At 72.8% G+C, this 25,959-nt stretch carries 23 protein-coding genes; 10 read left to right on the top strand and 13 right to left on the bottom strand.

The genetic code is table 11. The features are described 5' to 3' along the window. Window positions 1–12: 12 nt before the first annotated feature. Window positions 13–1,032, bottom strand: coding sequence for an Lrp/AsnC family transcriptional regulator (locus tag ACQUQD_RS38375; protein ID WP_428956842.1), 1,020 nt, complete (start codon window positions 1,030–1,032; stop codon window positions 13–15). Between the two features lie 217 nt (window positions 1,033–1,249). Between ACQUQD_RS38375 and ACQUQD_RS38370 the strand changes: the two genes are divergently transcribed. Both ACQUQD_RS38370 and ACQUQD_RS38365 read left to right on the top strand, forming a co-directional pair. Next, window positions 1,250–2,641 (top strand): MFS transporter, encoded by a 1,392-nt coding sequence (locus ACQUQD_RS38370; protein WP_428956841.1) that lies wholly within the window; start codon window positions 1,250–1,252, stop codon window positions 2,639–2,641. Next, complete coding sequence (locus tag ACQUQD_RS38365; RefSeq protein WP_428956840.1) at window positions 2,638–3,867, top strand: amidohydrolase; 1,230 nt, start codon at window positions 2,638–2,640, stop codon at window positions 3,865–3,867. The genes ACQUQD_RS38370 and ACQUQD_RS38365 overlap by 4 nt, the downstream gene beginning before the upstream one ends. 31 nt (window positions 3,868–3,898) lie before the next feature. Here ACQUQD_RS38365 and ACQUQD_RS38360 read toward each other — a convergent pair whose 3' ends face one another. From ACQUQD_RS38360 to ACQUQD_RS38345, 4 genes are all read right to left on the bottom strand, one after another. Further along, window positions 3,899–4,387, bottom strand: a complete 489-nt coding sequence (locus ACQUQD_RS38360; RefSeq protein ID WP_428956839.1) for an SRPBCC domain-containing protein — start codon at window positions 4,385–4,387, stop codon at window positions 3,899–3,901. A gap of 36 nt (window positions 4,388–4,423) precedes the next feature. Beyond that, on the bottom strand, window positions 4,424–5,602 hold the full coding sequence (locus ACQUQD_RS38355) for a 4-hydroxybenzoate 3-monooxygenase (RefSeq protein WP_428956838.1): 1,179 nt from the start codon (window positions 5,600–5,602) through the stop codon (window positions 4,424–4,426). Window positions 5,603–5,713: 111 nt separating this feature from the next. Further along, entirely contained in the window at window positions 5,714–6,007 is a 294-nt protein-coding gene (locus ACQUQD_RS38350) for a GNAT family N-acetyltransferase (RefSeq protein ID WP_428956837.1), read from the bottom strand. Between the two features lie 33 nt (window positions 6,008–6,040). After that, window positions 6,041–6,307, bottom strand: coding sequence for a hypothetical protein (locus ACQUQD_RS38345; RefSeq protein ID WP_428956836.1), 267 nt, complete (start codon window positions 6,305–6,307; stop codon window positions 6,041–6,043). Window positions 6,308–6,445: 138 nt separating this feature from the next. On the opposite strand from ACQUQD_RS38345, the gene ACQUQD_RS38340 reads away from it, so the two are divergent. Continuing rightward, window positions 6,446–7,108, top strand: a complete 663-nt coding sequence (locus tag ACQUQD_RS38340; protein ID WP_428956835.1) for a M15 family metallopeptidase — start codon at window positions 6,446–6,448, stop codon at window positions 7,106–7,108. A 9-nt stretch (window positions 7,109–7,117) separates the two neighbouring features. Here ACQUQD_RS38340 and glsA read toward each other — a convergent pair whose 3' ends face one another. Further along, on the bottom strand, window positions 7,118–8,911 hold the full coding sequence (gene glsA / locus ACQUQD_RS38335; protein WP_428956834.1) for a glutaminase A: 1,794 nt from the start codon (window positions 8,909–8,911) through the stop codon (window positions 7,118–7,120). 88 nt (window positions 8,912–8,999) lie between these two features. Between glsA and ACQUQD_RS38330 the strand changes: the two genes are divergently transcribed. After that, complete coding sequence (locus tag ACQUQD_RS38330; RefSeq protein WP_428956833.1) at window positions 9,000–9,569, top strand: DinB family protein; 570 nt, start codon at window positions 9,000–9,002, stop codon at window positions 9,567–9,569. A gap of 15 nt (window positions 9,570–9,584) precedes the next feature. Here the strand turns inward: ACQUQD_RS38330 and ACQUQD_RS38325 are convergent, their stop codons facing one another. The 3 genes from ACQUQD_RS38325 to ACQUQD_RS38315 all read right to left on the bottom strand — a co-directional run bounded on the left by ACQUQD_RS38325 (window position 9,585) and on the right by ACQUQD_RS38315 (window position 13,516). Continuing rightward, a complete protein-coding gene (locus tag ACQUQD_RS38325) occupies window positions 9,585–10,646 on the bottom strand; it encodes a PP2C family protein-serine/threonine phosphatase (RefSeq protein ID WP_428956832.1) in 1,062 nt (353 codons plus the stop codon). A gap of 93 nt (window positions 10,647–10,739) precedes the next feature. Then, a complete protein-coding gene (locus tag ACQUQD_RS38320; RefSeq protein ID WP_428956831.1) occupies window positions 10,740–12,557 on the bottom strand; it encodes a bifunctional sugar phosphate isomerase/epimerase/4-hydroxyphenylpyruvate dioxygenase family protein in 1,818 nt (605 codons plus the stop codon). A gap of 56 nt (window positions 12,558–12,613) precedes the next feature. After that, on the bottom strand, window positions 12,614–13,516 hold the full coding sequence (locus tag ACQUQD_RS38315; RefSeq protein WP_428956830.1) for a shikimate dehydrogenase: 903 nt from the start codon (window positions 13,514–13,516) through the stop codon (window positions 12,614–12,616). 165 nt (window positions 13,517–13,681) lie between these two features. On the opposite strand from ACQUQD_RS38315, the gene ACQUQD_RS38310 reads away from it, so the two are divergent. Together ACQUQD_RS38310 and ACQUQD_RS38305 are read left to right on the top strand one after the other, a co-directional pair. Beyond that, window positions 13,682–14,347 (top strand): TetR/AcrR family transcriptional regulator, encoded by a 666-nt coding sequence (locus ACQUQD_RS38310; RefSeq protein WP_428956829.1) that lies wholly within the window; start codon window positions 13,682–13,684, stop codon window positions 14,345–14,347. Window positions 14,348–14,529: 182 nt separating this feature from the next. Beyond that, entirely contained in the window at window positions 14,530–15,891 is a 1,362-nt protein-coding gene (locus ACQUQD_RS38305) for an MFS transporter (RefSeq protein ID WP_428956828.1), read from the top strand. A 63-nt stretch (window positions 15,892–15,954) separates the two neighbouring features. On the opposite strand, the gene ACQUQD_RS38300 is transcribed toward ACQUQD_RS38305, so the two are convergent. Beyond that, window positions 15,955–17,358: an MFS transporter gene (locus tag ACQUQD_RS38300; protein ID WP_428956827.1), complete on the bottom strand. Its 1,404-nt coding sequence runs from the start codon at window positions 17,356–17,358 to the stop codon at window positions 15,955–15,957. A gap of 179 nt (window positions 17,359–17,537) precedes the next feature. After that, window positions 17,538–18,413 (bottom strand): LysR substrate-binding domain-containing protein, encoded by an 876-nt coding sequence (locus ACQUQD_RS38295; protein ID WP_428956826.1) that lies wholly within the window; start codon window positions 18,411–18,413, stop codon window positions 17,538–17,540. A 136-nt stretch (window positions 18,414–18,549) separates the two neighbouring features. Here ACQUQD_RS38295 and ACQUQD_RS38290 point away from each other — a divergent pair, with 136 nt between their 5' ends. Together ACQUQD_RS38290 and kdgD are read left to right on the top strand one after the other, a co-directional pair. Continuing rightward, window positions 18,550–19,722: an L-talarate/galactarate dehydratase gene (locus ACQUQD_RS38290; RefSeq protein ID WP_428956825.1), complete on the top strand. Its 1,173-nt coding sequence runs from the start codon at window positions 18,550–18,552 to the stop codon at window positions 19,720–19,722. Between the two features lie 48 nt (window positions 19,723–19,770). Further along, window positions 19,771–20,712, top strand: a complete 942-nt coding sequence (gene kdgD / locus ACQUQD_RS38285) for a 5-dehydro-4-deoxyglucarate dehydratase (protein ID WP_428956824.1) — start codon at window positions 19,771–19,773, stop codon at window positions 20,710–20,712. Between the two features lie 7 nt (window positions 20,713–20,719). Here kdgD and ACQUQD_RS38280 read toward each other — a convergent pair whose 3' ends face one another. Further along, window positions 20,720–22,378: a thiamine pyrophosphate-binding protein gene (locus ACQUQD_RS38280; RefSeq protein WP_428956823.1), complete on the bottom strand. Its 1,659-nt coding sequence runs from the start codon at window positions 22,376–22,378 to the stop codon at window positions 20,720–20,722. Between the two features lie 52 nt (window positions 22,379–22,430). Beyond that, complete coding sequence (locus ACQUQD_RS38275; protein WP_428956822.1) at window positions 22,431–23,897, bottom strand: sodium:solute symporter; 1,467 nt, start codon at window positions 23,895–23,897, stop codon at window positions 22,431–22,433. 155 nt (window positions 23,898–24,052) lie between these two features. On the opposite strand from ACQUQD_RS38275, the gene ACQUQD_RS38270 reads away from it, so the two are divergent. Both ACQUQD_RS38270 and ACQUQD_RS38265 read left to right on the top strand, forming a co-directional pair. Next, window positions 24,053–25,489, top strand: coding sequence for a PucR family transcriptional regulator (locus tag ACQUQD_RS38270; protein WP_428956821.1), 1,437 nt, complete (start codon window positions 24,053–24,055; stop codon window positions 25,487–25,489). Between the two features lie 68 nt (window positions 25,490–25,557). Continuing rightward, on the top strand, window positions 25,558–25,917 hold the full coding sequence (locus tag ACQUQD_RS38265) for an AIM24 family protein (protein ID WP_428956820.1): 360 nt from the start codon (window positions 25,558–25,560) through the stop codon (window positions 25,915–25,917). The last annotated feature ends 42 nt before the right edge of the window (window positions 25,918–25,959 follow it).

The raw sequence follows: 25,959 nt of genomic DNA, 5'->3' as shown, positions 1-25,959 counted from the left end.
GGGCGCGACGGGTCACCAGGGGCGGATCGCCCGCAGCCCCACGCGGCGGCCGTCCTCGTCCAGGAGATGGCCCATGCGTTTCATCGTGTGCAGGCCCACGATGCGGTCGGTCACCGTCAGGGTGGGCAGGCGGGCGCCCAGGGCGGTCTCGCGGCGCTGGATGTCCGCGAGGTCGTGCACCCACAGCGTGGTGAAGATGTTCGCGCTGCCGGTGACCGACGCGACCACCCGGCACTCGGGCAGCGCGGCCAGGGTCCGGTGCACGGTGGCCGTGTCGCGTGCCGGGGCCCGGGCGAGGAAGGACACCGGGACGGGCCGGCCGGCCAGCACGGGGGCCATGTCGCAGCGGAAGGTGAGGACCCCGGAGTCGGCGAGGCGGTGCAGCCGGCGGCGGACGGTGGCCGGGCTGGTGCCGGCATGGTCGGCGAGCGCGGCGAGTCCCAGCCGGCCGTCGCCCACCAGCGCCTCCAGCAGCGCACGGTCCACCGTGTCGGGTTCGAGGACAGGGACCGGTTCCCGCGCTCCCGATGCCGTGGCGCCGAGGGCTGTCAGCTGGGTGGGCGCGAGCGAGCGCAGGCGCCAGCGGCTGCCCTCGACGGAGAGGGACGTCGCGAAGAGGCAGTCGACGGAGACGAGACCGGGCAGTGGCTCGAGCCGGGTCGTGAGGAAGCGGGTGAGCGCGGGCAGGTCCGGGGCGAGGACGTCGAGGAGCAGGTCGGCGCTGCCGGGCCCGGTCAGCTCGACCGTCGCCGCCTCCTCGAACCGGCACAGCCGCTCGGCGACGCGGCGCCGTGTGCCGGGGCGGCAGCGCAGCAGCACGAACGCGGTGCAGCGGCTCCTGGAGAACTCCCGGCCGGGCGCGGCGTAGACCCACGCCAGCCCCTGCTCGGTCAGCCGCTCCCAGCGCCGGGCGAGGGTGCTCGCGGTGACGCCGAGCGCCGGGGCGAGATCGGTCCAGGGGGCCCGCGGGCGCAGCTGCAGGGCGTTGACGAGGGCGAGGTCCAGCTCGCTGACGGTGACCGTTTCTCGCATGCGCGGTGTGCTCCCTGCATCTTTCCGTCGAATCGGCGGTCGCGTACGGCCGCCGCCCGCACAGTAGCCAGCACTTTCGATTCCGGCCACCAGAAGGAGGCCCCCTGTGGGCACAGACGTGGGCGCAGATGTGGGCGCAGCAGGTTCTACGGCGGGCAGACGGCCCCCGGCCCTTGTCCCGGGCGGCCTCGGCACCGGTCGCGGGATGCTCGCCGCGATGGCGGTGGTCGTGGCGTTCGGTGGTGTCGTGCAGGGCTATCTCACGCCGCTGCTGCCGGAGTTGGGCCGTCAGCTGGGTATCGGCGGTGTGGGTCAGAACAATCTGTACCTGCTGTCGCAGTGCGCGTTCGCCGTGCTGACGCCGCTGCTGTCGCGGTTCGGTGACCTGTACGGGCACCGGCGGCTGCTGCGGGTGGCGCTGACGATGGTGACGGCGGGTTCGCTGCTGATGGCGGTGTGGCCGACGGTGCCGACGCTCGCCGTGGGCGTGGTGCTGCAGGGCGCGCTCGTCGGGTTCTTCCCGCTGCTCGCGGGGATCCTGCGCTCCCGCGCCCCCGAACGCGGCCGTACCGGCATCTCGCTCCTGGTCGGCGCGCTGCTGATCGCCATCGGTGTGGGCGGACTGGTGGCGGGAGCCCTGAGTGAACGGCACGCCGTGGCGGGTCTGTGGGCGGCGGTTCCGGTCGCGGTCGTCGCCCTGGTCGCCGGTCTGCTGCTGCCGGACAGCGACGGGCCGCGCGGCGGCCGGTTCCACTACGGCGCGGCAGCCCTGCTGACGGCCGGTCTGGTGGCGCTCGTCCTGGTGCTCGCGCAGGGCGGTGCCTGGGGCTGGGCGTCGGCGCGGTCCCTGGGCACCGGGGCGTTCGCCGTGGCGGTGCTCGGGGCGTGGGTGGCGGTCGAGCGGCGTGCGGCGCATCCGCTGGTGAACGTACGCATGCTGAGCGACCGGCGGCTCGCGGTGGTCAGCGCGCACACGTTCTGCGCGGCGTTCGGCACGATCGGTTTCCTGGGGGCCAACGCCCTGTTCCTCGGCTCCGACCCGGCCCGCACCGGGTACGGCATGGGCCTCGGTCCGCAGGCCATCGCGACCGTGTCACTGGCGATGGTGGTCGCGGGGTTCGCCGGTTCCACGGCGACGCCGCGGCTCGCACGACGCATCGGTGACCGGGCCGTGCTCGCGACCGGCGGCGTCCTCGTCGCGGTGGGCTTCCTCGGCATGATCCTGTTCCACGCCACGCTCCCCCAGTACGTCACGTCGGCGTTGCTCGTGGGCCTGGCGACGGGCCTGTTCGAGTCGATCACGCGGACGCTGTCGGCAGAGATCGTGCCCGAGCGGCAGACAGCGCTGGCCGTCGCGCTCAACGAACTGGCCCTGTCGCTGGGCGCGGCGATCGGCGCGGCCGTCATCGGCGGCCTGTTCGCGGCGCATCAACTGGGCGGCACGGGCGGCCGCATTGCTCTGTCGGGCTACCAGTGGAGCTGGGGTGTGTGCGGCGCCGTGGCACTGCTCGGGGCGGCCCTGGGGCTGGTCTACGGCGAGCGCCGGACGCCCGCTCCGCACCCCACCGCACCCGTCTCCCCCGTCACCCCGAAGGAAGGCCTCGTATGACAACGCCACGGACCGCCCCCGATGCGGTACGCGCACCCGACGCGGTACACGAACCCGACCCGGTACGCGCAGCGGTACAGGGGGCGGTGGGCACCTGGCGCGAGCATCTCGTCGCGCTCAGCCACAGCCTGCACGACGAGCCCGAGACCGCTCTCCAGGAGCACCGCTCAGCGGCCAAGCTCACCGAGCTCCTCACGACGGCGGGCTTCACGGTGACCCGCCCTCTCGCCGCCCTGCCCACGGCCTTCCAAGCCACGTACGGATCAGGAGACTTGGTGCTGGCGTTCTGCGCCGAGTACGACGCGCTGCCGGGTATCGGGCACGCCTGCGGGCACAACGTGAACGGCGCCGCGGCCGTCGGCGCGGCGCTCGCCCTCGCGGCCGTGGCGGACCGGCTCTGCATCACGGTCCGGCTGATCGGCACCCCGGCCGAGGAGGACATCGGCGGGAAGGTGCTGCTCGTCGAGGCCGGGGTCTTCGACGACGTGGCGGCGGCGATGATGGTGCACGCCGCGGCCGACGACAGCGTCGGCGCGTCGTCCCTCGCGATCGGCGCGTGGGACATCACCTACCGGGGCAGGCCCGCGCACGCGGCCCTCGCGCCGTGGGAGGGCGTGAACGCGCTGGACGCGCTGACCGTGGCCCAGACCGCGCTCGGCCTGCTGCGCCAGCACCTGCCCCCGGGGTCCCTGGTCCACGGCATCGTCACCGACGGCGGTGGCGCGCCGAACGTCGTCCCCGAACTCACCCGCGCCCGCTACGAAGTGCGCGCCCCCACGGTCGAGCAGCTCGCGGCCACCCAGGACCGGGTCCGCGCCTGCTTCGAGGCCGGCGCCCTGGCGACCGGTGCCCGCCTCGAACTGGAGCCCCGTGGAAGGGACTTCGCGGATCTGCGCCAGGATGACTTCCTCACCCGTGCCTACGTCGACGCGGCCCGCGCACTGGGTCGCGACCCGGTGTCCCGGCGCGGCGAGACGATGGCGTCCACGGACATGGGCAACGTCTCGCGTCTGCTGCCGTCGATCCACCCGACCATCGGCTACGACACCGGTGGCGCCCTGCAGCACACGGCCGGTTTCGCGTCGTACGGGAAGTCACCGGGCGCCGACCTGGCGGTCCTCGACGGCGCGGTGGCGCTGGCGCTGACCGCGGTGGCGGCCGCGACGGACGGCGCGCAGCGGCGCCGCCTGCTGCAGGGCGTCTCGGGCCGTGCCCGCGTCGAATGACCGCAGGTGACCGCGAACGTCGGCTGCTGCCTCAGCCCGTCGCCTGGTTCGGGGCCGGGCGCTCCCGCCCCTCCACGTACCGGGCCAGGTTCGCGAGGGCCATCCGGGTGCCCGTCTCGTTGTCGGCGGCGGGCACCGCGTCGGGGACGCCCTCGTGGACGAGGAGGACGTCGGTGCCGCCGCCGGCCGCGGTGAGCGTGGTGGTGATCGTCATGGTGCCGCGCAGCGCCGGGTCGGCGGTCTCGAACTCGAGCTCCTCGACGACCTGTTCGTCCGGGACGAGCCGCACGAAGCTGCCGTGGTACGTGTCGGTGCGGGCGTCCGACTTGCCGGTGGCCGTGGGCGCGTCGTACGTGAGCGACACCCGGAACCTGCCTCCCTCGCGCGCGTCGAATTCGTGGACCCGGCCGCGCATCCCGGCGGGCGTCCGCCACGCGGCGACCGCGTCCGCGTCCAGCAGCGCGCGGTAGACGGCGCCGGGCGAGGCGTTCACATGATGGGACATCCGTGTCGCATACATGGCGCCACGCTAACGGCGCCGCCCGACGGGGGCGCGTCAGTAGCGCTCGGCGGTGCCCAGGTACTGCTCGGCGAAGGCGGCCGCCGCGCTCGGTGAGGTGAACAGACGGCGCAGCCGGGCGAGTGTGGTGCCGGTGCGGAACGGGTCGCCCGTGGCCGCCCCGTGGTACACCTCCGAGAGCCACTGCGAGAACTCCTGGTAGTCCCAGACGCGGCGCAGACACGTCTGCGAGTACGACGCCAGTCCTGCTTCCGCGTCCGGGAGTTGACGGATGTGCGCGGTGAGGGCGTCACCGAGGAGGAAGGCGTCGTGCAGGGCGAGGTTCATGCCCTTGGCCGCGATCGGCGCGACCAGATGGGCGGCGTCTCCGGCCAGGAACAGACGCCCGTGCCGCATCGGTTCGACCACGTAGTCGTGCATGTCCAGGACGCGCTTCTCGATGAGCGGGCCCTCGGTGAGCGGCGCGGCGCCGGTCGCGGCGAGGCGGCGGTGCAGTTGCTCCCAGACGCGGTCGTCCGGCCAGCCGTCCGGGTCGTCGCCGGGCGGGCACTGGAGGTAGTAGCGGGTGACGTCCGGGCTCCGGGGCATCTGCCCGGCGAATCCGTCGGGGTGCATGCCGAACAGCACGCAGTCCGCGGACGGCGGCGCCTCGGCGAGCAGCGCGAGCCAGCCGATGCCGTAGTCGTGCCGTGCGACGCGGACCGGGCCGGCGGACAGTGCGCTCCGGCCGGTGCCGCGCGCGCCGTCGCACCCGGCGACGAAGTCGCAGTGCAGTACGTGCCGCCGGCCGCTGTCGGGGCTGGTGTACGAGACCGAGGGCCGGTCGGTGTCCACGTCGTGCAGCCGTACGTCTCGGGCGTCGAAGCGGATGTCGCCGCCGCGCGCATCGGCGTACTCGTGCACCAGGTCGGTGACCAGCAGCGGCTGCGGGTAGACGAAGTGGTGACTGCCTGTCAGTTCGGTGTAGGGAAAGCGGTGTCGTTCCCCCTCGAAGCGGAACTCGCAGGCGGTGTGCCGGCCGGCCCGCGCGAGCAGGTTCCCGGCGAGGCCGCGCTTCTCGAGGCCGCGTACCGCCCACTCCTCGATGACGCCCGCGCGCGGGCGCCGTTCGATGAACGCGCGCGTCTCGCGCTCCAGGACCACGCAGTCGATCCCCGCGGCCCGCAGGATGTTCCCCACCGTGAGTCCGGCGGGACCGGCGCCCACGATGACCACCGGAAAACGTTTCGGGGAAAGGGAGTTGGGATACCGGGTGGCAGTCACGCGGCCATTATGGCGACGGCTGCCGCGGGGTGTGCACCGGAGTGCGGAGTCGCTCTGCGGGCGTCATGGCGCGAGGAGCCGCGCGTACCGGCTGGCCCACGTCACCGGGCCCTCCTCCGCCCGCTGTCCGGGGGCGCCGCCCACCGGCACATCGCCGCGGTGCGTGAACCCCCGGTCCTCGTAGGAGGCGCGCAGTCGTCCGTTGGACCGCACGCAGTCCAGCCGCAGCGCCACCGCGTCGTGCTGTCGCGCGGTCCGTTCGGCCCAGTCCAGGATCACCGCGCCCAGGCCGCGGGCCCAATGGCGCACCGCCGTCCGGTGCACGTACACGGCGGTGCCGGCCGTGTCCGCCCACAAGGGATCGGCCCGGTCCAGCGTGACCGTCCCCCATCATGGCGCGTCTCCCTGCCAGGCGAGGCGGCTTCCCCCGCTGTCCACGGGCCGGTACAGCGCACGGCCTCCCGGACCGAACGCGCCCAGTTCGGTGGGGAGCGCGACGACCGCTGCCCCTTCCTGGTCGGGCCGGTCGGTGACATCCAGGAGCAGCCCGTCCAGCGGGCCGCCCACCAATTGCGCGTAGGCACGCCAGGGCCGCGGGCCCGCGTCCTCGTGGTCGGCGCCGTACACCCTTCCCTGCATGAACTCCTGCTCGTCCATGCCGTCCACCCTCGCAGCCACCACTGACAATCGGCATCGGGCACCCCGGTCCTGCCCTGTCCGCTGGGCGGGGGCTCGTCACACCGGTCCCCGGCGTTTCACGTCTCCCGCGCGGGAGACGCCCTCTAGGTTGACCCGGTGCCCCACCGCTGCCGCTTCCTCCTGCTGACCTCCCTGCTCACCGCCCTGCTCGCGACCGTCGTCGCCGGGCCGGCCCGTGCCGTGGAGGCCCCGCCCCGGTTCACGTACCAGGTACGGGGTGTCACCACGGCCCAGCTGGGCCGGACGTGGCATCGCGGCTGTCCCGTGGCGCCGCGTCGTCTGCGCTCGGTCCGGCTCGACCACTGGGGGTTCGACGGCCGGGTGCACCGCGGTGAGATCGTCGTGCACGAGCGGGTCGTCGACGACGTGGTGTACGTCTTCAGGAAGGCGTTCGCCGCCCGGTTCCCGATCCGCAGGATGCGGCCCATGGCGGCGTACAACGGAAGTGACACAGCCGCGATGGCCGACGACAACACGTCCGCCTTCAACTGCCGCGGGGTGACCGGGAACGCCGGTGTGGTCTCCCAGCACTCCTACGGTGACGCCGTCGACATCAACACCCTGGAGAACCCGTACGTGGACGTGCACGGCCGGGTCCATCCGGCGGCCGGAGCCCGGTTCCTCGACCGGCGTCGGCGGGCGCCGGGCATGCTGCGCGCCGGGGACGCCGTGACGACGGCGATGCGGCGCGTCGGCTGGGCGTGGGGAGCGCGCTGGGCGCACCCGGACTATCAGCACTTCTCCGCCAACGGCCGCTGAGGGACAGGCCTAGGGGCGGTCGACGGTCTCGGCGCCCTCCAGCGGCGCCCGCTCCAGGAACGCCACCGCGTCGGGCACCCGGTCCCGCAGCCGTACCAGTGCGGCGGCGGTGAGCGTGCGGCAGGACGTGTCGCGTTCGGCGAGGACCTGCCGGGCGAAGCGGGCGGGGAAGTCGGCCGGGGTGAGTGCGGCGCCGGGTCCGGCCGACCACGTCCGCAGCGGGGAGACCGCGCCGGCGGCGTCGGCGCAGACGGCGAGGCGCCCCGACTCGACGTACCAGAGGACGATGCGTTCGCCCGGCCGGGCGGCCGGGGGTTCGACCGTCTGCCCGGCGTCGAGGTGCAAGGTGTCGAAGGCCTCGGCGAGGGCCGGGCGCAGCCGCTCGTCGGCGCGGCCGAACAGGTCGCAGGCGGCGAGCGGGACCGGATCGTCGGGGTCGAGCCCGAGGGCGGTGAGGAGGTCGTCCTCGCAGGTCTCCAGGGCCCGCCCCAGGTCGGGGAACTCGTCCGAGGTGCGGCTCATGGCCTGCCGTTCGTCGGGGTCGGCGAGCACCATCCGCACGCCGCGCCCGCGCAGATCCGCGCCGAGGGCCCGCAGCAGATCGGCGGCGACGGTCTCGACGCGGCCGACGCGCGTCAGGTCGAGCACGAACCAGCCGACGGCCGGGGTCAGTTCATGGGCCACGCGCAGCGTCTGCTCGGCGGTCGCGAAGTCCAGGTCGCCCTGCAGCACGTGGACGCGGATCCGGTCCGGGTGGGCGTCCAGGGCGGCGCGCTGGGTCCGCGGCCGGTGGCGCAGGGATCGCAGCGGAGTGCCGTGCAGGGAGCGGGGCGGCAGTGGGCGGCGCTGCGGGTCGACGGCCCGCATCAGGTGCAGCCCGAACTGGTCGGAGAGCAGGTGGCAGGCGGCGATGCCGCGCACACTGTTGCCCTTCTCCTCCAGGGGCGGGCTGAACACGCCGATGCCGAACTGTCCCGGCAGGGCCACGCCGATCGCGCCGGACACCCCGCTCTTGGCGGGCATGCCGACCTTGAGCATCCAGTGGCCGGACGCGTCGTACATGCCGCAGGTCGCCATGACGGCGAGGACGTGCTGGGCGTGGCGCGGGGCGACGACGCGGCGGCCGGTGACCGGGTTGACGCCGCCGCCGGCCAGGGTCGCGTGCATCACGGCGAGGTCGTCGCAGGTGACGAGGACGGAGCACTGCCGGAAGTAGACGCCGAGCTGCTCCTCCACGTCACCGGTGAGCGAACCCGCGTTGTGCATGAGGTAGGCGAGGGCCCGGTTGCGGTCGCCGGTCGCGCACTCGGAGGCGTACACCGCCTCGTCGACGTCGAGCGGGCGGCCGGCGAAGGCGCTCAGGCCGTCCAGGATGCGGGCGGAGCGGGCCTCGGGAGTGTCTCCGGCGACCAGTGAACTGGTCACGATGGCACCGGCGTTGACCATCGGGTTGGGCGGGCGGCCGGTGCCGGGCTCCAGGCGGATGGAGTTGAAGGCCTCCCCGCTGGGCTCGGCGCCGACCCGCGCGAGGACCTCCTCCAGGCCCCGGTCGGCGAGGGCGAGGGCGAACACGAACGGCTTGGACACGGACTGCACCGTGAACGGGGCCGTGGTGTCGCCGCTGCCGTAGACCTGGCCGTCCAGGGCGCACAGGCTCAGCCCGAACAGGTCCGGGTCGACGCCGCTCAGCTCGGGGATGTACGAGGCGGGCTCGCCGTCGTCGAGGTCGCGCAGCCGGACCCGCACCCGGTCGAGGAGCGCGGTGAGCGGATCGTTCGGGGCGCCCTGCTGCTTGTGTCGCACCCGGCCATCGAAACCCATCCGGGGCGGTGGTGCACCCGCTGGTGGAAATCGCCTTGGGCCGGCCGGACGCGCAGGGCAGACTCCCGGCATGAGCGAGATCGAACAGAAGAAGGACCTGCTCCGCTATCTGCAGGACGCCCGCGACGCGCTGCTGTGGAAGCTGGAAGGGCTGTCGGAGTACGACATCCGCCGTCCGCTGACGCCGACCGGCACGAATCTGCTGGGTCTGGTCAAGCATGTGACGTCGGTGGAGCTGGGCTACCTCTGCGACACGTTCGGCAGAGCGCACGACGTGCCGCTGCCCGATCCGGACGAGGACTCGTACGCGACCGCCGACGAGTCGCGCGAGCTGATCGTGGAGCGCTACCGGCGGGCCTGGACCCATACCGACGCCTCGGTCCACGCCCTCCCGCTGGACGCGGTCGGCGCGGTGCCGTGGTGGCCTAAGGAGCGCAATGAAGTGACGCTCCACCACGTACTGGTCCGGGTGCTCGGCGACACACAGCGGCACGCGGGGCACGCCGACATCCTCCGTGAGGGCCTCGACGGCGCGGTGGGATGGCGCGAGGACAACGACAGCCTGCCCTCGCACGATCCGGCGTGGTGGCAGGAGTACCGCGACCGGCTCCAGCGCGTGGCCGAGCAGGCCGGGAAGTAGCCGGGGCGGGCCGGGTCAGGCTTCGCGGTGGCGGAGCAGCAGCATCGCCGCGTCGTCGTGCAGCGGTCCTGTCGCGTGGTCCACCAGGTCCGTGCGCAGCCGCTCGATGGCCGCCTCGGCGTCGGGGTCCTTGAGGAGGGACACGCGCTCGGCGAGCGGGTAGAAGTCCCCGGCCCCGTCCCGTGTCTCGCTCACCCCGTCCGTGTAGAGCAGGATCTGGTCGCCGGGTGCGAAGCCGACGGTGTACGGCAGGGGCTGGTCCCCGCCGTGCTCGCTCAGGCCGAGCGGCAGCGCGTACCGGGGCGGCTCCGGGAACAGGGTGGTGCCGTCGGCGCGCACGATCAGCGGCGGCGGGTGCCCGAAGTTGAGGAACGTGACGGCGCCACCGCCCGTCGGCACCTCGACGAGCAGGGCGCTGACGAACCGCTCGCCCTCCAGCTCGCGGTCGACGGCGCGGGCCAGTCTGCCGCCCAGGCCCGCGAGTTCGGGTTCGTCGTGGGCGGCCTCGCGGAAGGCGCCGAGCACCAGCGCCGCGGTCTCCACGGCCTCCAGCCCCTTGCCCTGGACGTCGCCGATGACGGCCCGGGTGCCGCCGGGCGCCACCACCACCTCGTACAGGTCGCCGCCGATCCGGGCCTGCGCCACGGCCGAGGTGTAGGAGACCGCCACCCGCAGTTCGCCCGCGACGCGGGGCACCGGACGCAGCAGCACCCGCTGCGCGACCTCGGCTATGGAGCGGACGCTGGCCAGTTCGGCGTCGCGGCGCTCCCGGAGCGCCACCGCGAGCAGGCCGGCCGCGGTGACCCCGGCGACGCTGACCACCGCGATGTACACGCGCCGCCTGCCGAGCGTGCCGTCGGACGCGGCGAGGACGACGCACAGCAGGGCGGCGACGGCACCGATGCGGGCGGTGCGCCGCTTGCTGCCGACGAGGCCCGCGAACGCCGGGCCGAGCGACATCAGGGGCAGCAGGCCGAATCCCGTGGGCGTGAGCACTTCGGTGACGACCACGAGTGCCATCACGCAGTACGGCAGGGCGGGCAGCACCCGCCCGTCCAGACCCTTCGTCTGCCTCATCGCTCCCCCGCCGGGACGGCTCGTCAGTCGGTTCCGTCGGTTCCTGAGCGTATGCGTGTTTTCTTGGGGCCTGATGAGATTCCCGTGATCTCGTTACCCGATCGCAGTCCGCGGCGGCGCCCCCGATCCGTGCTGGGCGGCGAGGCGCACGGGTGCGTTCTGGGCGCCGTAGCCGCGGTAGCCGGTGTCGCGCTGGGTCAGTTCGAAGAAGACGCGGCCCAGGGTGTGCGTGTAGCAGTGGCGGAAGACGCCCTGGCTGTCGCGGTCGTAGAGGATGCCCAGTTCCTGGTACGTCTCCAGCTCGCCCGGGGCGAACTCGAAGCGTGCGGCGAGGTCGTCGTAGTAGTTGGCCGGCATGGGCAGCAGGTGTCCGCCGGCCGCGCGGAAGCGCCGGGCGGCCGTGACGACGTCGTCGGTGGCGAGGGCGATGTGCTGGGCGCGGGCGTGCTCGTCGCCGGGCGCGGGGCCCACGCCGAGGGCGATGCGGACGGCGCCGTCGGCGCTGGTGAAGGCACGGCTGCGGAGCAGGCCGTAGGGGTCGGCGACGTCGACGCTCGGCTGGGCGTCGAGTCCGAGGACGCCCCGGTGGAACAGGGAGGCCTCGTCGAACTGGTGCCAGGGCTGGGCGAGCGCCAGGTGGTCGATGCCCCGGATGCCCGCGTGGTCGTCGGCGTGCTCGCCGGTGGGCGCGAAGTCGGTGGTCCAGCTGGGGTGTCCGGGCCGGTCGGTGGCGCAGAAGAAGAGTTCGGTGCCGTCGGGGGCGGCGACCGCGTCGAGGAGCACGTCGCCGGTGGAGCGGCGGCGCGGCAGCACGGGGGCGAGCAGGGCCTCGGCGCGTCGGGCGGCGGCCACCGGGTCCGGGGTCTCCAGGCCGACGGCGGCCAGGACGGTGCCGTCGCGGCGGGCGGCGGGCCCGGTGTTGAGCAGGACGCGGGCCGGGCCCTGCTCCCACAGGTCGACGGGTTTGCCGCGGTGGCGGCCGGTGCGGGTGAAGCCGAGCGCGGTCAGCAGCGCGGCGGCGGGTTCGACGTCGGGGGTGACGAGTTCGGCGAACGCGACGCCGGTGGGCACCACGGGCGGCGGCAGCTCGCCCTCGCCGACGGCCTCCTGGAGGACGAGGAGGGAGCGCAGGGCGTCGACGGCCGCGGGCCCGGCCTCGGCCTGGCGGAACACGTCGTTGAACACCTCCAGGGACAGGGGGCCCGCGTAGCCGGTGCGCAGCACGTGCCGCAGCAGTCCCGCGACGTCGAGATCGCCCTGGCCGGGGAAGCAGCGGTAGTGGCGGCTCCACTGCAGGACGTCCATCGCGAGCAGCGGCGCGTCGGCGAGCTGGAGGAAGAAGATCTTGTCGCCGGGGATGTCGGCGATGCCTTCGAGGTCCTTGGGTTCGCGGCCCCGGGAGAGGATGTGGAAGCTGTCGAGGCAGGTGCCGAGTGCGGGGTGGTCGGCGGCCTCGACGATGCGCCAGGCGTGGTCGTACGTGTTGACGTGGCGGCCCCAGGCGAGCGCCTCGTAGGCGACGCGGATCCCGAAGTCGGCCGCGCGCTCGGCGAGTCGGCGCAGGTGGCGGGCGGCGAGGGCGTCGTCGTCCGCGGCGAGCGGCGAGACGCTGGAGCAGACGAGGACCGTGTCGGCGCCGAGGCGCTGCATGAGACGGAACTTGTGCTCGGCGCGGCGCAGGTTCTCGGCGAACACGTCGGCGGGGACGGCCTCGATGTCGCGCATCGGCTGGTACAGGTCGATGCGCAGACCGAGGTCGGCGCACAGGCCCCGGATCTCCTCGGGGGCGAGGGGGCTGGCGAGCAGGTCGTTCTCGAAGATCTCGACGCCGTCGAACCCGGCGCGGGCGGCGGCGGTCAGTTTCTCGGTGAGCGACCCGCTGAGCGAGACGGTGGCGATGGAGGTGCGCACGGCGGACTCCTGCGAGGGGAAGGGAAGGTCGCGTGGGGCTCTGCGGGCGGGGGCGGTCAGGCGGTGCCGGCAGCGGCTCCCGAGGACTTCAACGTGCCGGCCGGCTGGGCGAGTCGGGCGAAGTGGTCGAGCATGCGTCCGGCGTCCGGCTCGCGCCCCGTGAAGAGCCGGAACGCGTCGACGGCCTGGAAGACGGCCATGCCGCCGCCGTCGAGCACGGCGCAGCCGAGCGCGCGGGCGGTGCGCACGAGCTCCGTCTCCAGCGGTCGGTACACGACCTCGGCGACCCACAGGCCGGGGTGCAACAGGTCGGCGGGGAACGGCAGTCCGGGGTGCGCGGCCATGCCGGTGGGGGTGGCGTGCACGATGCCGTCGGCGTCGGCGAGCAGGTCGGCGAGCGCGTCCGGGGCCGCGGCGGCCGCTCGTCCGGCGCCGAAGTGCCGGTCGAGGGAGTCGGCCAGCGCGGCGGCCCGCTCGGGCGCCGCGTCGACGAGGGTGACCCGGCCCGCGCCGAGGGTGAGCACGGCGTGCGCGACGGCGGCGCCCGCTCCCCCGGCGCCCACCTGCACGACGTGGTCGGTGCGGACGTCGGGCAGGCCGCGCGCGAAGGAGGCGGCGAATCCGGTGACGTCGGTGTTGTGGCCGGTGGCGCGGCCGTCCGCGATCACCACGGTGTTGACGGCGCCGAGCGCCTCGGCCTGCGGGGACAGGGCGTCGAGGTGCTCGATGACGAGCTGCTTGCACGGGTGCGTGACGTTCAGCCCGTCGAAGCCGACGTCGCGGGCGGCGCGCAGCAGCTCCCCCACGTTCTCGGGCCGCAGGCCGAGGGCGTCGATGTCGAGAAGGCGGTAGAGGCAGCGCAGCCCCTGCCGGTCGGCCTCGCGCTCGTGCAGGGCGGGAGTGAGCGAGGGGCCGATTCCGGCTCCGATCAGACCGACGAGATACGAGTCCTGGGGCACGTGGGACCTCCTGGCCGGGCAACCGCCCGACGCTAATGTACGAACTGGTTCGTTACTCATATCAAGCCTGGCGCCGTGAGGGAAGGGCCGCACCCGGGGCGGGAGCAGGCGCTGCTTCTACAATCACCTGCACAGGCCCGCCGTCCGTCCGCCCGAAGGATCCTGATGACCACTGTCGAAGAACCGGCGCGACGCGAGGGCCGTATCCGCGACGCGGCCCGCACGAAGGCCGAGATCCTCGCGGTCGCCACCGAGGAGTTCGCCCGCGCCGGGTACACCGGGGCGCGCGTCGACGAGATCGCCGCTCGCACCCGCACCACGAAGCGGATGATCTATTACTACTTCGGCGGCAAGGAACAGCTGTTCACGGCCGTCCTGGAGCGCTCGTACGCGGTCATCCGGCACGCGGAGCGGGACCTGGACGTCGAGCACCTCGACCCGGTGGCCGCCATCCGCCGGCTCGCGGAGCTGACCTTCGACCACCACGAGGCCCACCCGGACTTCATCCGGCTCGTGAGCATCGAGAACATCCACGACGCAGAGCACATCACCGCGTCCGAGACGCTCAGCTCCCTCAACTCGCCCGCCATCGACGTGATCCGGCGGATCCTGGAGGAGGGCCGCACACAGGGTCTCTTCACCGCGGACGTGGACGCCGTGGACCTGCACGCGATGATCAGCTCGTTCTGCTTCTTCCGGGTCTCGAACCGGCACACCTTCGGCGCCCTGTTCGGCCGCGACCTGACCGCCGAGGACCGGCGCGAGCACTACCGCACGATGCTCGGCGACATGGTCATCGCCTATCTGACGGCGGACCGCCCGGACGCGTAGTCCGCGGCATCTCCCTCGGCACGACCCCTTGACAGGCGGGTAACACCGGCGCAACATCCGTAGCCACCCGCTACTAACTATCCAGTGGGTTAATTAGCCGGACGCGCTTTCCGGCTCCGCCGACCCGCTCACCCCACCGGGCCCCGGCACCTCTCCCCTTCCCGTCCCCCGAAGGAGCCCGTGTGTCCGTCCCCGCAGCACCGCCCCGAGCCCCGCAGGGCCAGCCCCGCAAGGCCGCGCTCGCCGCCTGGATCGGCAGCGCCCTGGAGTACTACGACTTCTTCATCTACGGCAGTGCGGCCGCGCTGGTCTTCCCGAAGGTCTTCTTCGACGAGTCCGATCCGGCGAACGCCACGCTGCTCTCGCTCGCCACGTTCGGCGTGGCCTACGCCGCGCGCCCGGTCGGCGCCTTCTTCCTCGGCCATGTCGGCGACCGGCTCGGCCGTCGCAAGATCATGGTGTTCACGCTGGTCCTGATGGGTCTGTCGACGTTCCTGATCGGCTGTCTGCCCACCCGCGGCCAGGTCGGTTCCCTCGCCCCGGTCCTCCTGGTGCTGTGCCGGGTCCTGCAGGGCATCTCGGCGGCCGGCGAACAGGCGAGTGCCGGTTCGATGACGCTGGAGCACGCACCGCCGCACCGCCGCGCCTACTTCACGAGCTTCACGCTCAGCGGCACTCAGGCGGGCCAGCTCCTGGCCACCCTGGTCTTCCTGCCGATCGCGGCACTGCCGGAGGACCAACTCCTGTCGTGGGGCTGGCGGATACCGTTCTGGCTGAGCGTCGCGGTCGCCGTCGTCGGCTACGTCATCCGCCGCACCCTGCACGAGACGCCCGAGTTCTCCCGCCAGACCTCGGCCACGGAAGGCGTGGCGCGGCTTCCGCTCGTCGTGCTGCTGCGCGACCACTGGGCGGACGTGCTGCGGGTGATCGGGGGCGCGCTCGTCGCCTCGGTCAGCACGATCTTCACCGTATGGGCGCTGTCGTACGCGACGAGCGACGCGGTGGGCATGGACCGTTCGGCGATGCTGTGGGTCGGCGCCCTCGCCAATCTCGTGGCGCTCGGCGCGATCCCGCTGTGGGCCCGGCTCGCCGACCGCATCGGTCGCCGCCCCGTCTACCTGACCGGCGCGGCCGGCAGCGCGCTGCTGATGTTCGGCTACCTCTGGGCGATCTCGACCGGGTCGTACCCGCTGACGTTCGTGTTCGGCATCCTCGCCTTCGGTGTCGTCTACAGCGCGGCCAACGCGGTGTGGCCCTCGTTCTACGGCGAGATGTTCCCGACCCGCGTCCGTCTGTCCGGCATGGCGATCGGCACGCAGATCGGCTTCGCCGTGGCCGGGTTCGCGGTGACGTTCGCGGCGCAGATCGCGGGCCCGGACGGCACCGACTGGTTCGCGGTGGCACTGTTCACCGCCGCGCTGTGCCTGCCGCCGGTGATCACGGGTGTCACGGCGCGCGAGACGCACAAGGTACCGACGGAGCGCCTCGGTGAGCGGGGCGCGGCGGCCGCCGAGGTGGAGAACGGACAGCCGATGGTGGCGTGAGGGACGGACGCGGTGAGGGGCGGGGTGTCAGGGCCCGCCCCTCATCGTTTCGCCCTCAAGCCCTCAGACGGTCCGGGTGCTGCGCGGGGCGTCCGCGGATTCGAGCTCGTCGAGGTCCAGGCGCCTGATGTCCTTGACGATGACGGCATAGCTGACGACGGCCAGGGCGGCGCAGACGCTGACGAAGGCGAGGGCCAGGTCGAAGGAGCCGGTGGCGTCGATGAGGTAGCCGACGACCAGGGGCGTGACGATGCCCGCGACGGCTCCGAAGGCGTTGAAGACGCCGCCCGCGAGGCCCGCGATCTGCTTCGGGGCGACATCGCCGATCACGGCCCAGCCGAGCGCGCCGAGCCCCTTGCCGAAGAAGGCGAGCGACATGATGAGGACGACGAGCCAGGACGCCGTCACGAAGTTGCAGATCATGATCGTGGTGGACAGCAGCAGACCGGTGACGATGGGGATCTTCCGTGCCACGGTGAGGCTGACGCCGCGCCGGGCCAGCAGGTCGGAGAGATAGCCGCCCAGGACGCCGCCGGTGAAGCCGCACAGGGCGGGCAGCGACGCCACGAATCCCGCTTCGAGGATGCTCATCCCGCGCTCCTGCACCAGGTAGACGGGGAACCAGGTCAGGAAGAACCACGTGATGGTGTTGATGAAGTACTGGCCGATGAAGATGCCGAGCATGTTGCGGTTGGTCAGCAGCGTCTTGACGTGACGCAGTCCGCCGTCCTGCCCGGTGCGGGCCGTGCCGGATGCGCCGGGCGCCGGGCTGTCCATGTCGATCAGCGCGCCGCCCGCGCCTATGTGGTCGAGTTCGGCGTCGGTCATCCTCGGGTGGCTGCGCGGCGGGTGGACGACCCGGGTCCAGATCAGAGCCAGGACGACACCGACGCCGCCGATCACGGTGAAGACGTGCTCCCAGCCGAGCGCCGTGACGAGCCAGCCCATCAGCGGGGCGAAGGCGACCGTCGCGAAGTACTGGGCGGAGTTGAACAGCGCGGACGCGAAACCGCGTTCCTTCGTGGGGAACCAGGCGGCGACGATCCGGGAGTTGCCCGGGAACGACGGCGCCTCCGCGAACCCGACGACGAAGCGCAGGATGAACAGCAGCACGACCGCGGCGCCCGCGAAGAAGCCGATGGCCCCCTGGGCCATGGTGAACACCGACCACAGGAAGATGGCCGCGCCGTAGACCCTCTTCGAGCCGAAGCGGTCGAGCAGCCAGCCCCCGGGGATCTGCGCGATGAGGTACGACCACGAGAACGCGGAGAAGAGCAGGCCCAGTTCACCCGAGCTGATGTGCAGCTCCCGCTGCATGGTGTCGCCGGCGATCGACAGGGTGGACCGGTCGGCGTAGTTGATGGTCGTGACCACGAAGAGCATGGCCAGAATGACGTACCTGAGGCGGCCGGCTCTGGCGGGGGCAGCTGAAGTCACCGGGGCGTCCTGCCGGTTGAGCGCTGTCATGGCGGTCGTTCTCCTAGACCTGGAGGGGCGGCGGCTCTGCCGCGTGTGGTCCGAGCCACATGGCCTGTGGCTGGAGTTGACCGTAGGTTCAGCGCCCATTCCCGTCTACATCGATTTTTGTAGGCTGCGATACCTTCCCGGTATGACGGGCGACCGATGCGGAAGCCACCGCTCCGGCGTCACAGGTGCTGGAGCAGCGCGTGCAGCGCGGGGTTGTCGTTGGCCCTCCGCCAGGCCAGATGCAGCTCGACGGGCGTCGGGTCGGGCAGTTCGAGCGTTCTGAACGTGATGCCGGAGAAGCGCATCTGCGCGGCCGCCGCCGGCACGAACGCGATGCCCCAGCCCGCGTTGACCATGGCGAGCAGGCTGTGGACCTGGCTGAGGTACTGGGTGAACCGGGGCGTGACCTGTGCCGTGCGGAAGACGCTGACCAGCAGTTCGTGGAAGTACCGCGCCTCGACCGGCGAGTACATGAGCACGTCCTGCCCGCCGAACTCGCCCATCCGCAGCGGACCTTCGCCCTCGGCCAGCGGATGGTCCAGGGGCACGGCCGCGAGGAGGCCCTCCCTTATGGCGGGCCGGGTGACGAGATCGGGGCCGGTGCTGGAGGGGCGGATCATGCCGAGGTCGAGCGAGCCGTCGGCGATCGCCTCGAGTTGGTCGCGGGTCACCTTCTCCCGGAGCACGATCTCGGTGCCGGGCATGACGGAGCGGGCCACGTCGAGGAGCGTGCCGAGCGACGAGTAGGCGCTGGCGGCGGTGAAGCCGACGGCGATGGCCCCGGCCTCGCCCGCGGAGACCTGCTGCGCGGCGAGGGTGGCGGCCTCGGTCTGGCGCAGGATGGTGCGCGCCTCGTTGAGGAAGGCCCGGCCCGCCGGGGTGAGACGGACCGTGCGGTTGGTGCGGTCGAGGAGCTGCACGCCCAACTCGTGCTCCAGGAGCTGGATCTGGCGGCTCAGGGGCGGCTGGGTCATCCGCAGCCGTTCGGCGGCCCGTGTGAAGTGCAGTTCTTCGGCGACGGCCACAAAACTCACGAGCTGAGCGAGCGTGAACAACGATGCCCTCCGGGTATCAACGCATCCAAAAACTATGTTTGACGTGGATCAATCGCCGACCTTAGCGTCAAGGTCGTCCACGGCGAGACCTCCCACCCCGCCGTCCGCGCATCCCCAGGAACATGAAGTGGTGACCATGACGCACGCAGCCACCCCCGTCGCCGGCCTTCGAGGCGAGGCCGCTCTCGACTCGATCACCTGGATCAGACTCTCGTCGGTCGCCCTGCCCCTGGCCACCCCGATCAGCGACGCCAAGGTGCTCACCGGACGGCAGAAGCCGATGACCGAAGTCGCCTTCCTGTTCGCGGAGATCGAGACCGCGCAGGGACGGACCGGGATCGGCTTCAGCTACTCCAAGCGCGCCGGCGGCCCCGCCCAGTTCGCCCACGCCAAGGAGATAGCCGACAACCTCATCGGCGAGGACCCCAGCGACATCGGCCGGCTGTGGACCAAGCTGGTGTGGGCCGGCGCGTCCGTGGGCCGCAGCGGTGTCGCCACCCAGGCGATCGCCGCGCTCGACATCGCCCTGTGGGACCTCAAGGCCAAGCGGGCCGGTCTGCCGCTCGCCAAACTCCTGGGCGCGCACCGCGACTCGGTGCGCTGTTACAACACGTCGGGCGGCTTCCTGCACACCCCCACCGACCAGGTCCTGGACAACGCCACCGCGTCACTGGCCAGCGGCATCGGCGGCATCAAGATCAAGGTCGGGCACCCGGACGGCAAGCAGGACCTGCGGCGTCTGACGGCGGTCCGCGAACACATCGGCGACGACGTGCCGTTGATGGTCGACGCGAACCAGCAGTGGGACCGGCCGACGGCCCAGCGCATGGGCCGGGCCATGGAGGAGTTCGGCCTCGTCTGGATCGAGGAGCCCCTGGACGCGTACGACGCGCAGGGCCACGCGGCGCTCGCCGCCTCGCTGGACACGCCGATCGCCACCGGCGAGATGCTGGCCAGCGTCGCCGAGCACTACGAGCTCATCCGGCACGGCGCCGCCGACGTCATCCAGCCCGACGCCCCGCGCATCGGCGGCATCACCCAGTTCCTCAAGCTGGCCGCGCTCGCCGAACACCACCACCTGCAGCTCGCCCCGCACTTCGCCATGGAGATCCACCTCCACCTGGCCGCCGCCTATCCGATCGAGCCGTGGGTGGAGCACTTCGACTGGCTGGAGCCCCTCTTCGAGGAGCGGATGACGATCAGCGACGGCCGGATGCACGTTCCGGCCCGGCCGGGTCTCGGCGTCACGCTCACCGACCAGGCGCGCTCCTGGACCCAGGCCACCCACGAGGTGGGCCGGCGCGCCTGACCCGGTCGCCCGCCACCTCTTCCTCTTCCCTCCCGGAGCACTCCACCCATGACGTCCTTCACCCCTTCGGAGCTCGGCCGCCGTATCGGCTCGGGCCTGCTCTCCTTCCCCGTCACCCACTTCACCGCCGACGACCTGTCCTTCGACGAGGGCGCCTACCGCGCCCACATCGAGCGGCTGTCCACGTACGAGGTCGGCGGGCTCTTCGCCGCGGGCGGCACCGGCGAGTTCTTCTCGCTGACGGCCGCCGAGACGGAGCAGGTGGTGGCCGCGGCGGTGCGGGCCGCGCCCGAGGGCACCCCGATCCTGGCCCCCGCCGGATACGGCACCCGTACCGCGATCGAGTACGTACGGGCCGCCGAACGCGCCGGCGCCCACGGCATCCTGCTCTTCCCGCCCTATCTCACCGAGGCCGGACAGGAAGGGCTCGCCCGGCACGTCGAGGCGGTCTGCCGCGCCACGAACCTCGGGGTCATCGTGTACGGCCGGGCCAACGCCGCCTACAGCGCCGACACCCTCGTCCGGCTCGCCGACTCCTGCCCGAACCTCATCGGGTACAAGGACGGCATCGGTGACATCGACGCCATGACGCGCATCTACACGCGCCTCGGTGAGCGCCTGACGTATGTCGGCGGCCTGCCCACCGCCGAGATGTTCGCGCTGCCCTACCTCGAACTCGGCGTCACCACCTACTCGTCGGCCATCTTCAACTTCCTGCCCGAGTTCGCCCTCGACTTCTACCAAGCGGTGCGCGAGCGGCGGCACGACACCGTCATCAAGCTCCTCGCGGACTTCGTCCTGCCGTACACCGAGATCCGCAACCGGCAGGGCGGCTACGCGGTGAGCATCGTCAAGGCCGGCATGACCGTCACCGGCCACGGTGCCGGGCCGGTCCGCCCGCCGCTGACGGATCTCACCGAGGCCGAACGGGCCGAACTGGCGGCGCTGATCGAGGGCGCGTCCGGCTCCGCCCCGGCGGGCGCGGTGTAGGGATCCGTCAGCCCAGGTGCGTCGGCGCGAACATCCGCAGCAGCGCGGGCAGCACGACGACGTTCGGCCCGGGCGCCGTGAGTGCCGCCGCCAGGTCCTCCCGGAGGGCCTCGGGGGTCGTGCGCACCGCGGGCACACCGAACGACTCGGCGAGGGCCACGAAGTCCGGCCGGGTCAGTTCGGTGCCCTCGGTGTCGCCGAAGGTGTCGGTCATGTACTCGCGCAGGATGCCGTAGCCGCCGTCGTCGACGATCAGCCAGGTCACGTCGAGCTCTTGCTGCTTGGCGGTGGCGAGTTCGGCGATCGAGTAGAGGGCGCCGCCGTCGCCGGATACCGCGAGCACGGGCGTCGTCGGGTCGGCGACGGCGGCGCCGAGCGCGGCCGGGAAGCCGTAGCCGAGGCCGCCCGCGCCCTGCGCCGAGTGCAGCGGTCCGGGCCAGGCGGACCAGGCCCAGTACGCGAGGATGGTCATGTCCCAGAAGGACGGGGCGTCGGCGGGCAGGGCGTCACGCACGGCGGCCAACACCTGCTGTTCCAGGCCGAGTTCCTGCCCCTCGATGCGTTCCCGTACGGCTGTCAGGACATCGGCGACACGGTCCGCGGCGGCGTCGTCGGGGCGCTTGTCGACCGCCTCGGCGAGTGCCTGGAGCGCCAGGCGGGCGTCGGCGTGGATGCCGAGGGCCGGATGGTTCGCCTCCAGCTTGCCCGCGTCCGCCTCGACGTGGATCACCCGGCCGCGGGGCGCGAACGTGTGGTAGTTCGAGGAGAGTTCGCCGAGCCCCGAGCCGACGACCAGGAGCACGTCGGCGTCCTCCAGGAAGGCGGTCGTGTGCCGGTCCTCCAGCCATGACTGGAGGGAGAGCGGGTGCTCCCAGGGAAAGGCACCCTTGCCTCCGAAGGTGCACACCACCGGAGCGTTCACCTTCTCCGCGAGCGCGCGCAGTTCCTCGGCCGCGCCGGCCCGGACCACGCCGCCGCCCGCGATGATCGCCGGACGCTCGGCCGCGGTCAGCAACTCGGCCGCGGCAGCGGTGAGTTCGGGCCGCGGGCGCGGATCGCGCGGCGTCGCGTCGATCTGCGTGACGACGGGCAGCGCAGCGGGGGCGAGCAGTACGTCCTGCGGGATCTCCACGTAGACCGGTCCGCGCGGCGCCGTGAGCGCCGATTCCCAGGCCGCCGCGATCGCCGACGGGATCTGGGACTGCGTCCGCACCTGGTGCACGGACTTCACGACTCCCCTGAACACGGCTTCCTGATCGCGGAGTTCATGGAGGTAGCCGTGCCGGCCGCCGCCGACACCCGCCAGCGGCACCTGGCTGGAGACGGCGAGGACGGGCGCGCTGGCGGCGGCCGCCTCCTGCAGGGCCGCCAGCGACATCAGCGCGCCGGGGCCGGTGGACACGAACAGCGGGGCGGCCGTCCCCGTCGTGCGGCCGTACGCGTCCGCGGCGAACCCCGCGTTGTTCTCCACGCGCAGTCCCACGTACCGCAGGTCGGAGCGGCGCAGCGCGTCGAACAGGCCCAGCGCGTGCTGGCCCGGCACGCCGAACACCGTGGCGGCGCCCAGGGCCGCCAGCGTCTCGATCACCAGGTCGCCGCCGATCCGCGCGGCGTCCCGCGCCGGGGCGGTGGTGTCGGTGGCGGGTGAAATGTCCCTGCTGGTCATGCGCACGTGCCTTCTTTCCTGGTACTGGTTCACTTCGTGGGCCGGGCGCCGCTCACGGCTGCGCCGCGACCGCTTCCGCCGCCGGGGCCGGCGCCTCCGCGCGCCCCGCGAGCCGCTCCCGCCAGTGGGCGAGCACCGCCGGGTCGGTGGGCCGGGTGGCCAGGGAGACGGCGACGTAGGCGACGAGGGAGGACAGCAGCCCGTAGTAGACGGGCTCGTTGGCGAGGATGCCGTAGCCGGCCATCAGGCCGATGACGGCCAGGCCGCCGACCGCGACGGCGGCCAGCGCGCCGGCGGCGGTGCCGCGCTTCCACAGCAGGCCGCCGAGGATCGGCACGAGGAGCCCGCCGACGAGCAGGTTGTAGGCGACGGTCAGCGCCTCGACGACGTCGTTCAGGGCGATCGCGATGCCGATGACGGCGAGCCCCATGACGAGGATGAACGCCCGGTTGCCGGAGACCTCGTCGCCGTGGTCGCGCTCGGGGCGGATCGCGCCGCGCACCCGCTGCCAGATGTCGTTGTTGGCGACGGTGGCGCAGGCGATCAGCGCCCCGGACGAGGTCGACATCACCGCGGCGAGCGCGGCCGCCAGCACCAGACCCCTTACGCCGACCGGCAGTTCGTCCTTGACGATGGTCGCGAACGCCGAGTCGGCGGACGGCAGCTTCGGGTACATGACCTTCGCCGCCGTCCCGATGACGGCGCCCGCGATCGCGTACACGAGGCAGTACGTGCCCGCGGCGGTGCCGCCGAGCCGGGCGACCTTGTCGCTGCGCGCGGTGAACACGCGCTGCCAGATGTCCTGCCCGATGAGCATGCCGAACGTGTAGATGAGGACGTACGTGAAGATGGTCTCGCCGCCGATGCCCAGCGGGTCGAAGTACGACGTCGGCAGCTTCGCCCGCATCGCGCCGAAGCCGCCCGCCTTGACGACGGCGATGGGCAGCAGCAGAAGCAGCACGCCGACGGTCTTCACGACGAACTGCACCATGTCGGTGAGCGTGATGGACCACATGCCGCCGAGCGTCGAGTACGCGACGACGATGGAGCCGCCGAGGACGATCGCCAGGGTGCGGTTCATGTCGAAGATGACGTCGAAGATCGTGGCGTAGGCGATGGTGGAGGTGACCGCCAGCATCAGCGTGTACGCCCACATCACGATGCCGGAGATCAGACCGGAGCGGCCGCCGTAGCGCAGGTCCAGCATCTCGGAGACGGTGTAGACCTTCAGGCGGGAGATGCGGGCCGAGAAGAACACCGACAGGGCGAGCAGGCCGAGGCCGATGGTGAACACCATCCAGGCGCCGGACAGGCCGTACTGGTAGCCGAGGCCGACGCCGCCGATGGTGGAGGCGCCGCCGAGCACGATCGCGGCCATGGTGCCCGAGTACATGCCGGGCCCGAGCCGGCGGCCCGCGACGAGGAACTCGGACTTGGACCGGGCGCGGCGCATGCCCCACCAGCCCATGGCCAGCATCCCGGCGAGATAGACGACGATCACTGTGTAGTCGACGGCCATGGGGCAGCCCTCCTTCACGCTCTTCGGCGAGGGGTTCGGCGGGGATTCAGCGGGGGGTGCGGGGGGTGTGGGGCACGACCCTAGATGGCCGGGAAGCGGCGCTGAAGTGTACGTTTCCTCCACCCACAGGCCTGTCAGTAGAGGAAACGTCCACCATGCCCGACGCGGCAGCCGTCCCCCCGACTCCCCCGGTCCCCCTGAGCACCTTGCTGGCCCGCGAGGACCTGGGGCTGCGGCTGATCGCGGGCGGTCCGGCGGACGACGTGGTGGTCCACTGGGTGCACACGTCCGAGATGCCCGATCCGTATCCGTATCTGCTCGGCGGGGAGCTGCTGCTGAGCGCGGGCGCGCACGCCACCGAGGCCGCGGGCACGGGCCCGTACTTCGACGACTACGTGACGCAGATCGTGGCGGCGGGCGGCGCGGCACTCGGCTTCGGGCTCGCGCCGGTGCACGACACGGTGCCGCGCGCGCTGGTGGAGGCGTGCGAGCGGCGCGGGCTGCCGCTCCTCGAAGTGCCGCCCCGGACGACGTTCAGCGGCATCGCGCGCGCCGTGTGGAGCCTGATGGCCCAGGCCAGGCACGCGGAGCTGCGCCGCGTCACGCAGGCGCAGCAGCACCTCGCCGCGGCTGCCGCGCGCCCCGATCCGGTGGCGGCCGTGCTCGGTCAGCTGGCCCGGTTCGCGGGCGGGTTCGCGGTGCTGGTCGACGCGGACGGCACCGTGGTCCGGCAGGCCGGGCAGGAGCCGCCGCAGGACGTGGCGCGGGCGCTGACGGCGCTGACCGATGTGGTGCGCGGGACGTCGGCGGGTGCGCGCCCGGCGTCCGCGTCCGACACGGCCGGCGGCACCCGGCTGTCCGCGTACGCGGTGAGCGGCCGGGGCGGCGCCGCGCTCGGCCTGGCCGGGCCGTCGCGCGACAGCGGGGACCACACCGTCGCCGGGGCGGCCGTCGTGCTGCTGTCCCTGCTGACCAGCCGGCATCAGGGTGCGGGAGCGGCCCGGGCCGCGGACCGGTCCGCGGCGCTGGTCAGACTGCTGCTGGGCGCGCGCCCGGAGGAGGTGGCCGGGTTGCTGGGGTCCCGCGAGTGGCAGGTCGCCCAGCTGCGGTGGACGGGGTCCGCGGGTGGGCCGCCGCCCCGCCCGGCGCTGCCCACGCCGCTGCTCGACGGGGAGGGCGATCAGGTGCGGGCGTTGTTCCACGCGGACCAGGAGATCGCCGGGCTGCCGGGGTGGGCGACCGGTGTCAGCGCCCCGGCCGGCATCCGGGACCTCCCGCTGGCCGACGCCCAGGCGGCCCGCGCCCTGGCCCGGGCCCGCGCGACCCGCACCCCGCTCGTCCACCATCGCAGCGCGGCCCCGGATCTCGCGCTCACACCGCTGCTCGACGCCCCGGCCCTGCTGGAGACGCTGCGCAGTTGGCTCTCCCTGCACGGCAGTTGGGACCGGACGGCCGGGGCGCTCGGCGTGCACCGCAACACCGTGCGCCAGCGCATCGCCAAGTGCGGGGCGCTGCTGGACGCCGATCTGGACGACCCGGACGTCCGGATGGAGCTGTGGTTCGCGTTGCGGCACACGCCCGGAGCGGCATAGCCGATGGTCGCGCGGCCGCAGACTTTCGGCCGAGGCGCCGCCCGCCCGGGCGTTCCTAGCATCGCCGCATGGATGTCGACGTACGCCACAACCCCTCGTTCGCCGTGGCCCGGGTGGTCCCGGCCCCCGGTGAGTCCGTGCGGGCCGAGGGCCGGGGCCGGGTGGCCGCCGCCTGCTACGGGGCACTGGACCGGGTGGAGTTGGGTCCGGGCGAGACGCTCGTCCTGGACTCCGGTCATCTGGTCGCGTTCGAGGACGGCCTGTCCTGTGCGACACGGAAGGTGACCCGCGGTCTGCTGCAGACGCTGAAGTCGGGCGAGGGGCTCGTCTTCGAGTTCACCGGTCCCGGCCGGCTGTGGACGCAGAGCCGCGATCCCGGCGCGCTGACCACCTGGCTCACGGCCGAACTCCCGTTCAGCCGCGGCTAGCGGCGGCATCCGGACCGACGACTGTGGGGGCGTCATGAAGGA

The organism is Streptomyces sp. cg35 (genome assembly GCF_050410835.1).
In the GTDB taxonomy this organism is placed as follows: domain Bacteria; phylum Actinomycetota; class Actinomycetes; order Streptomycetales; family Streptomycetaceae; genus Streptomyces.
Note: the sequence above shows the minus strand (reverse complement) of the source record. Positions and strands in the feature narration are given on the sequence as shown.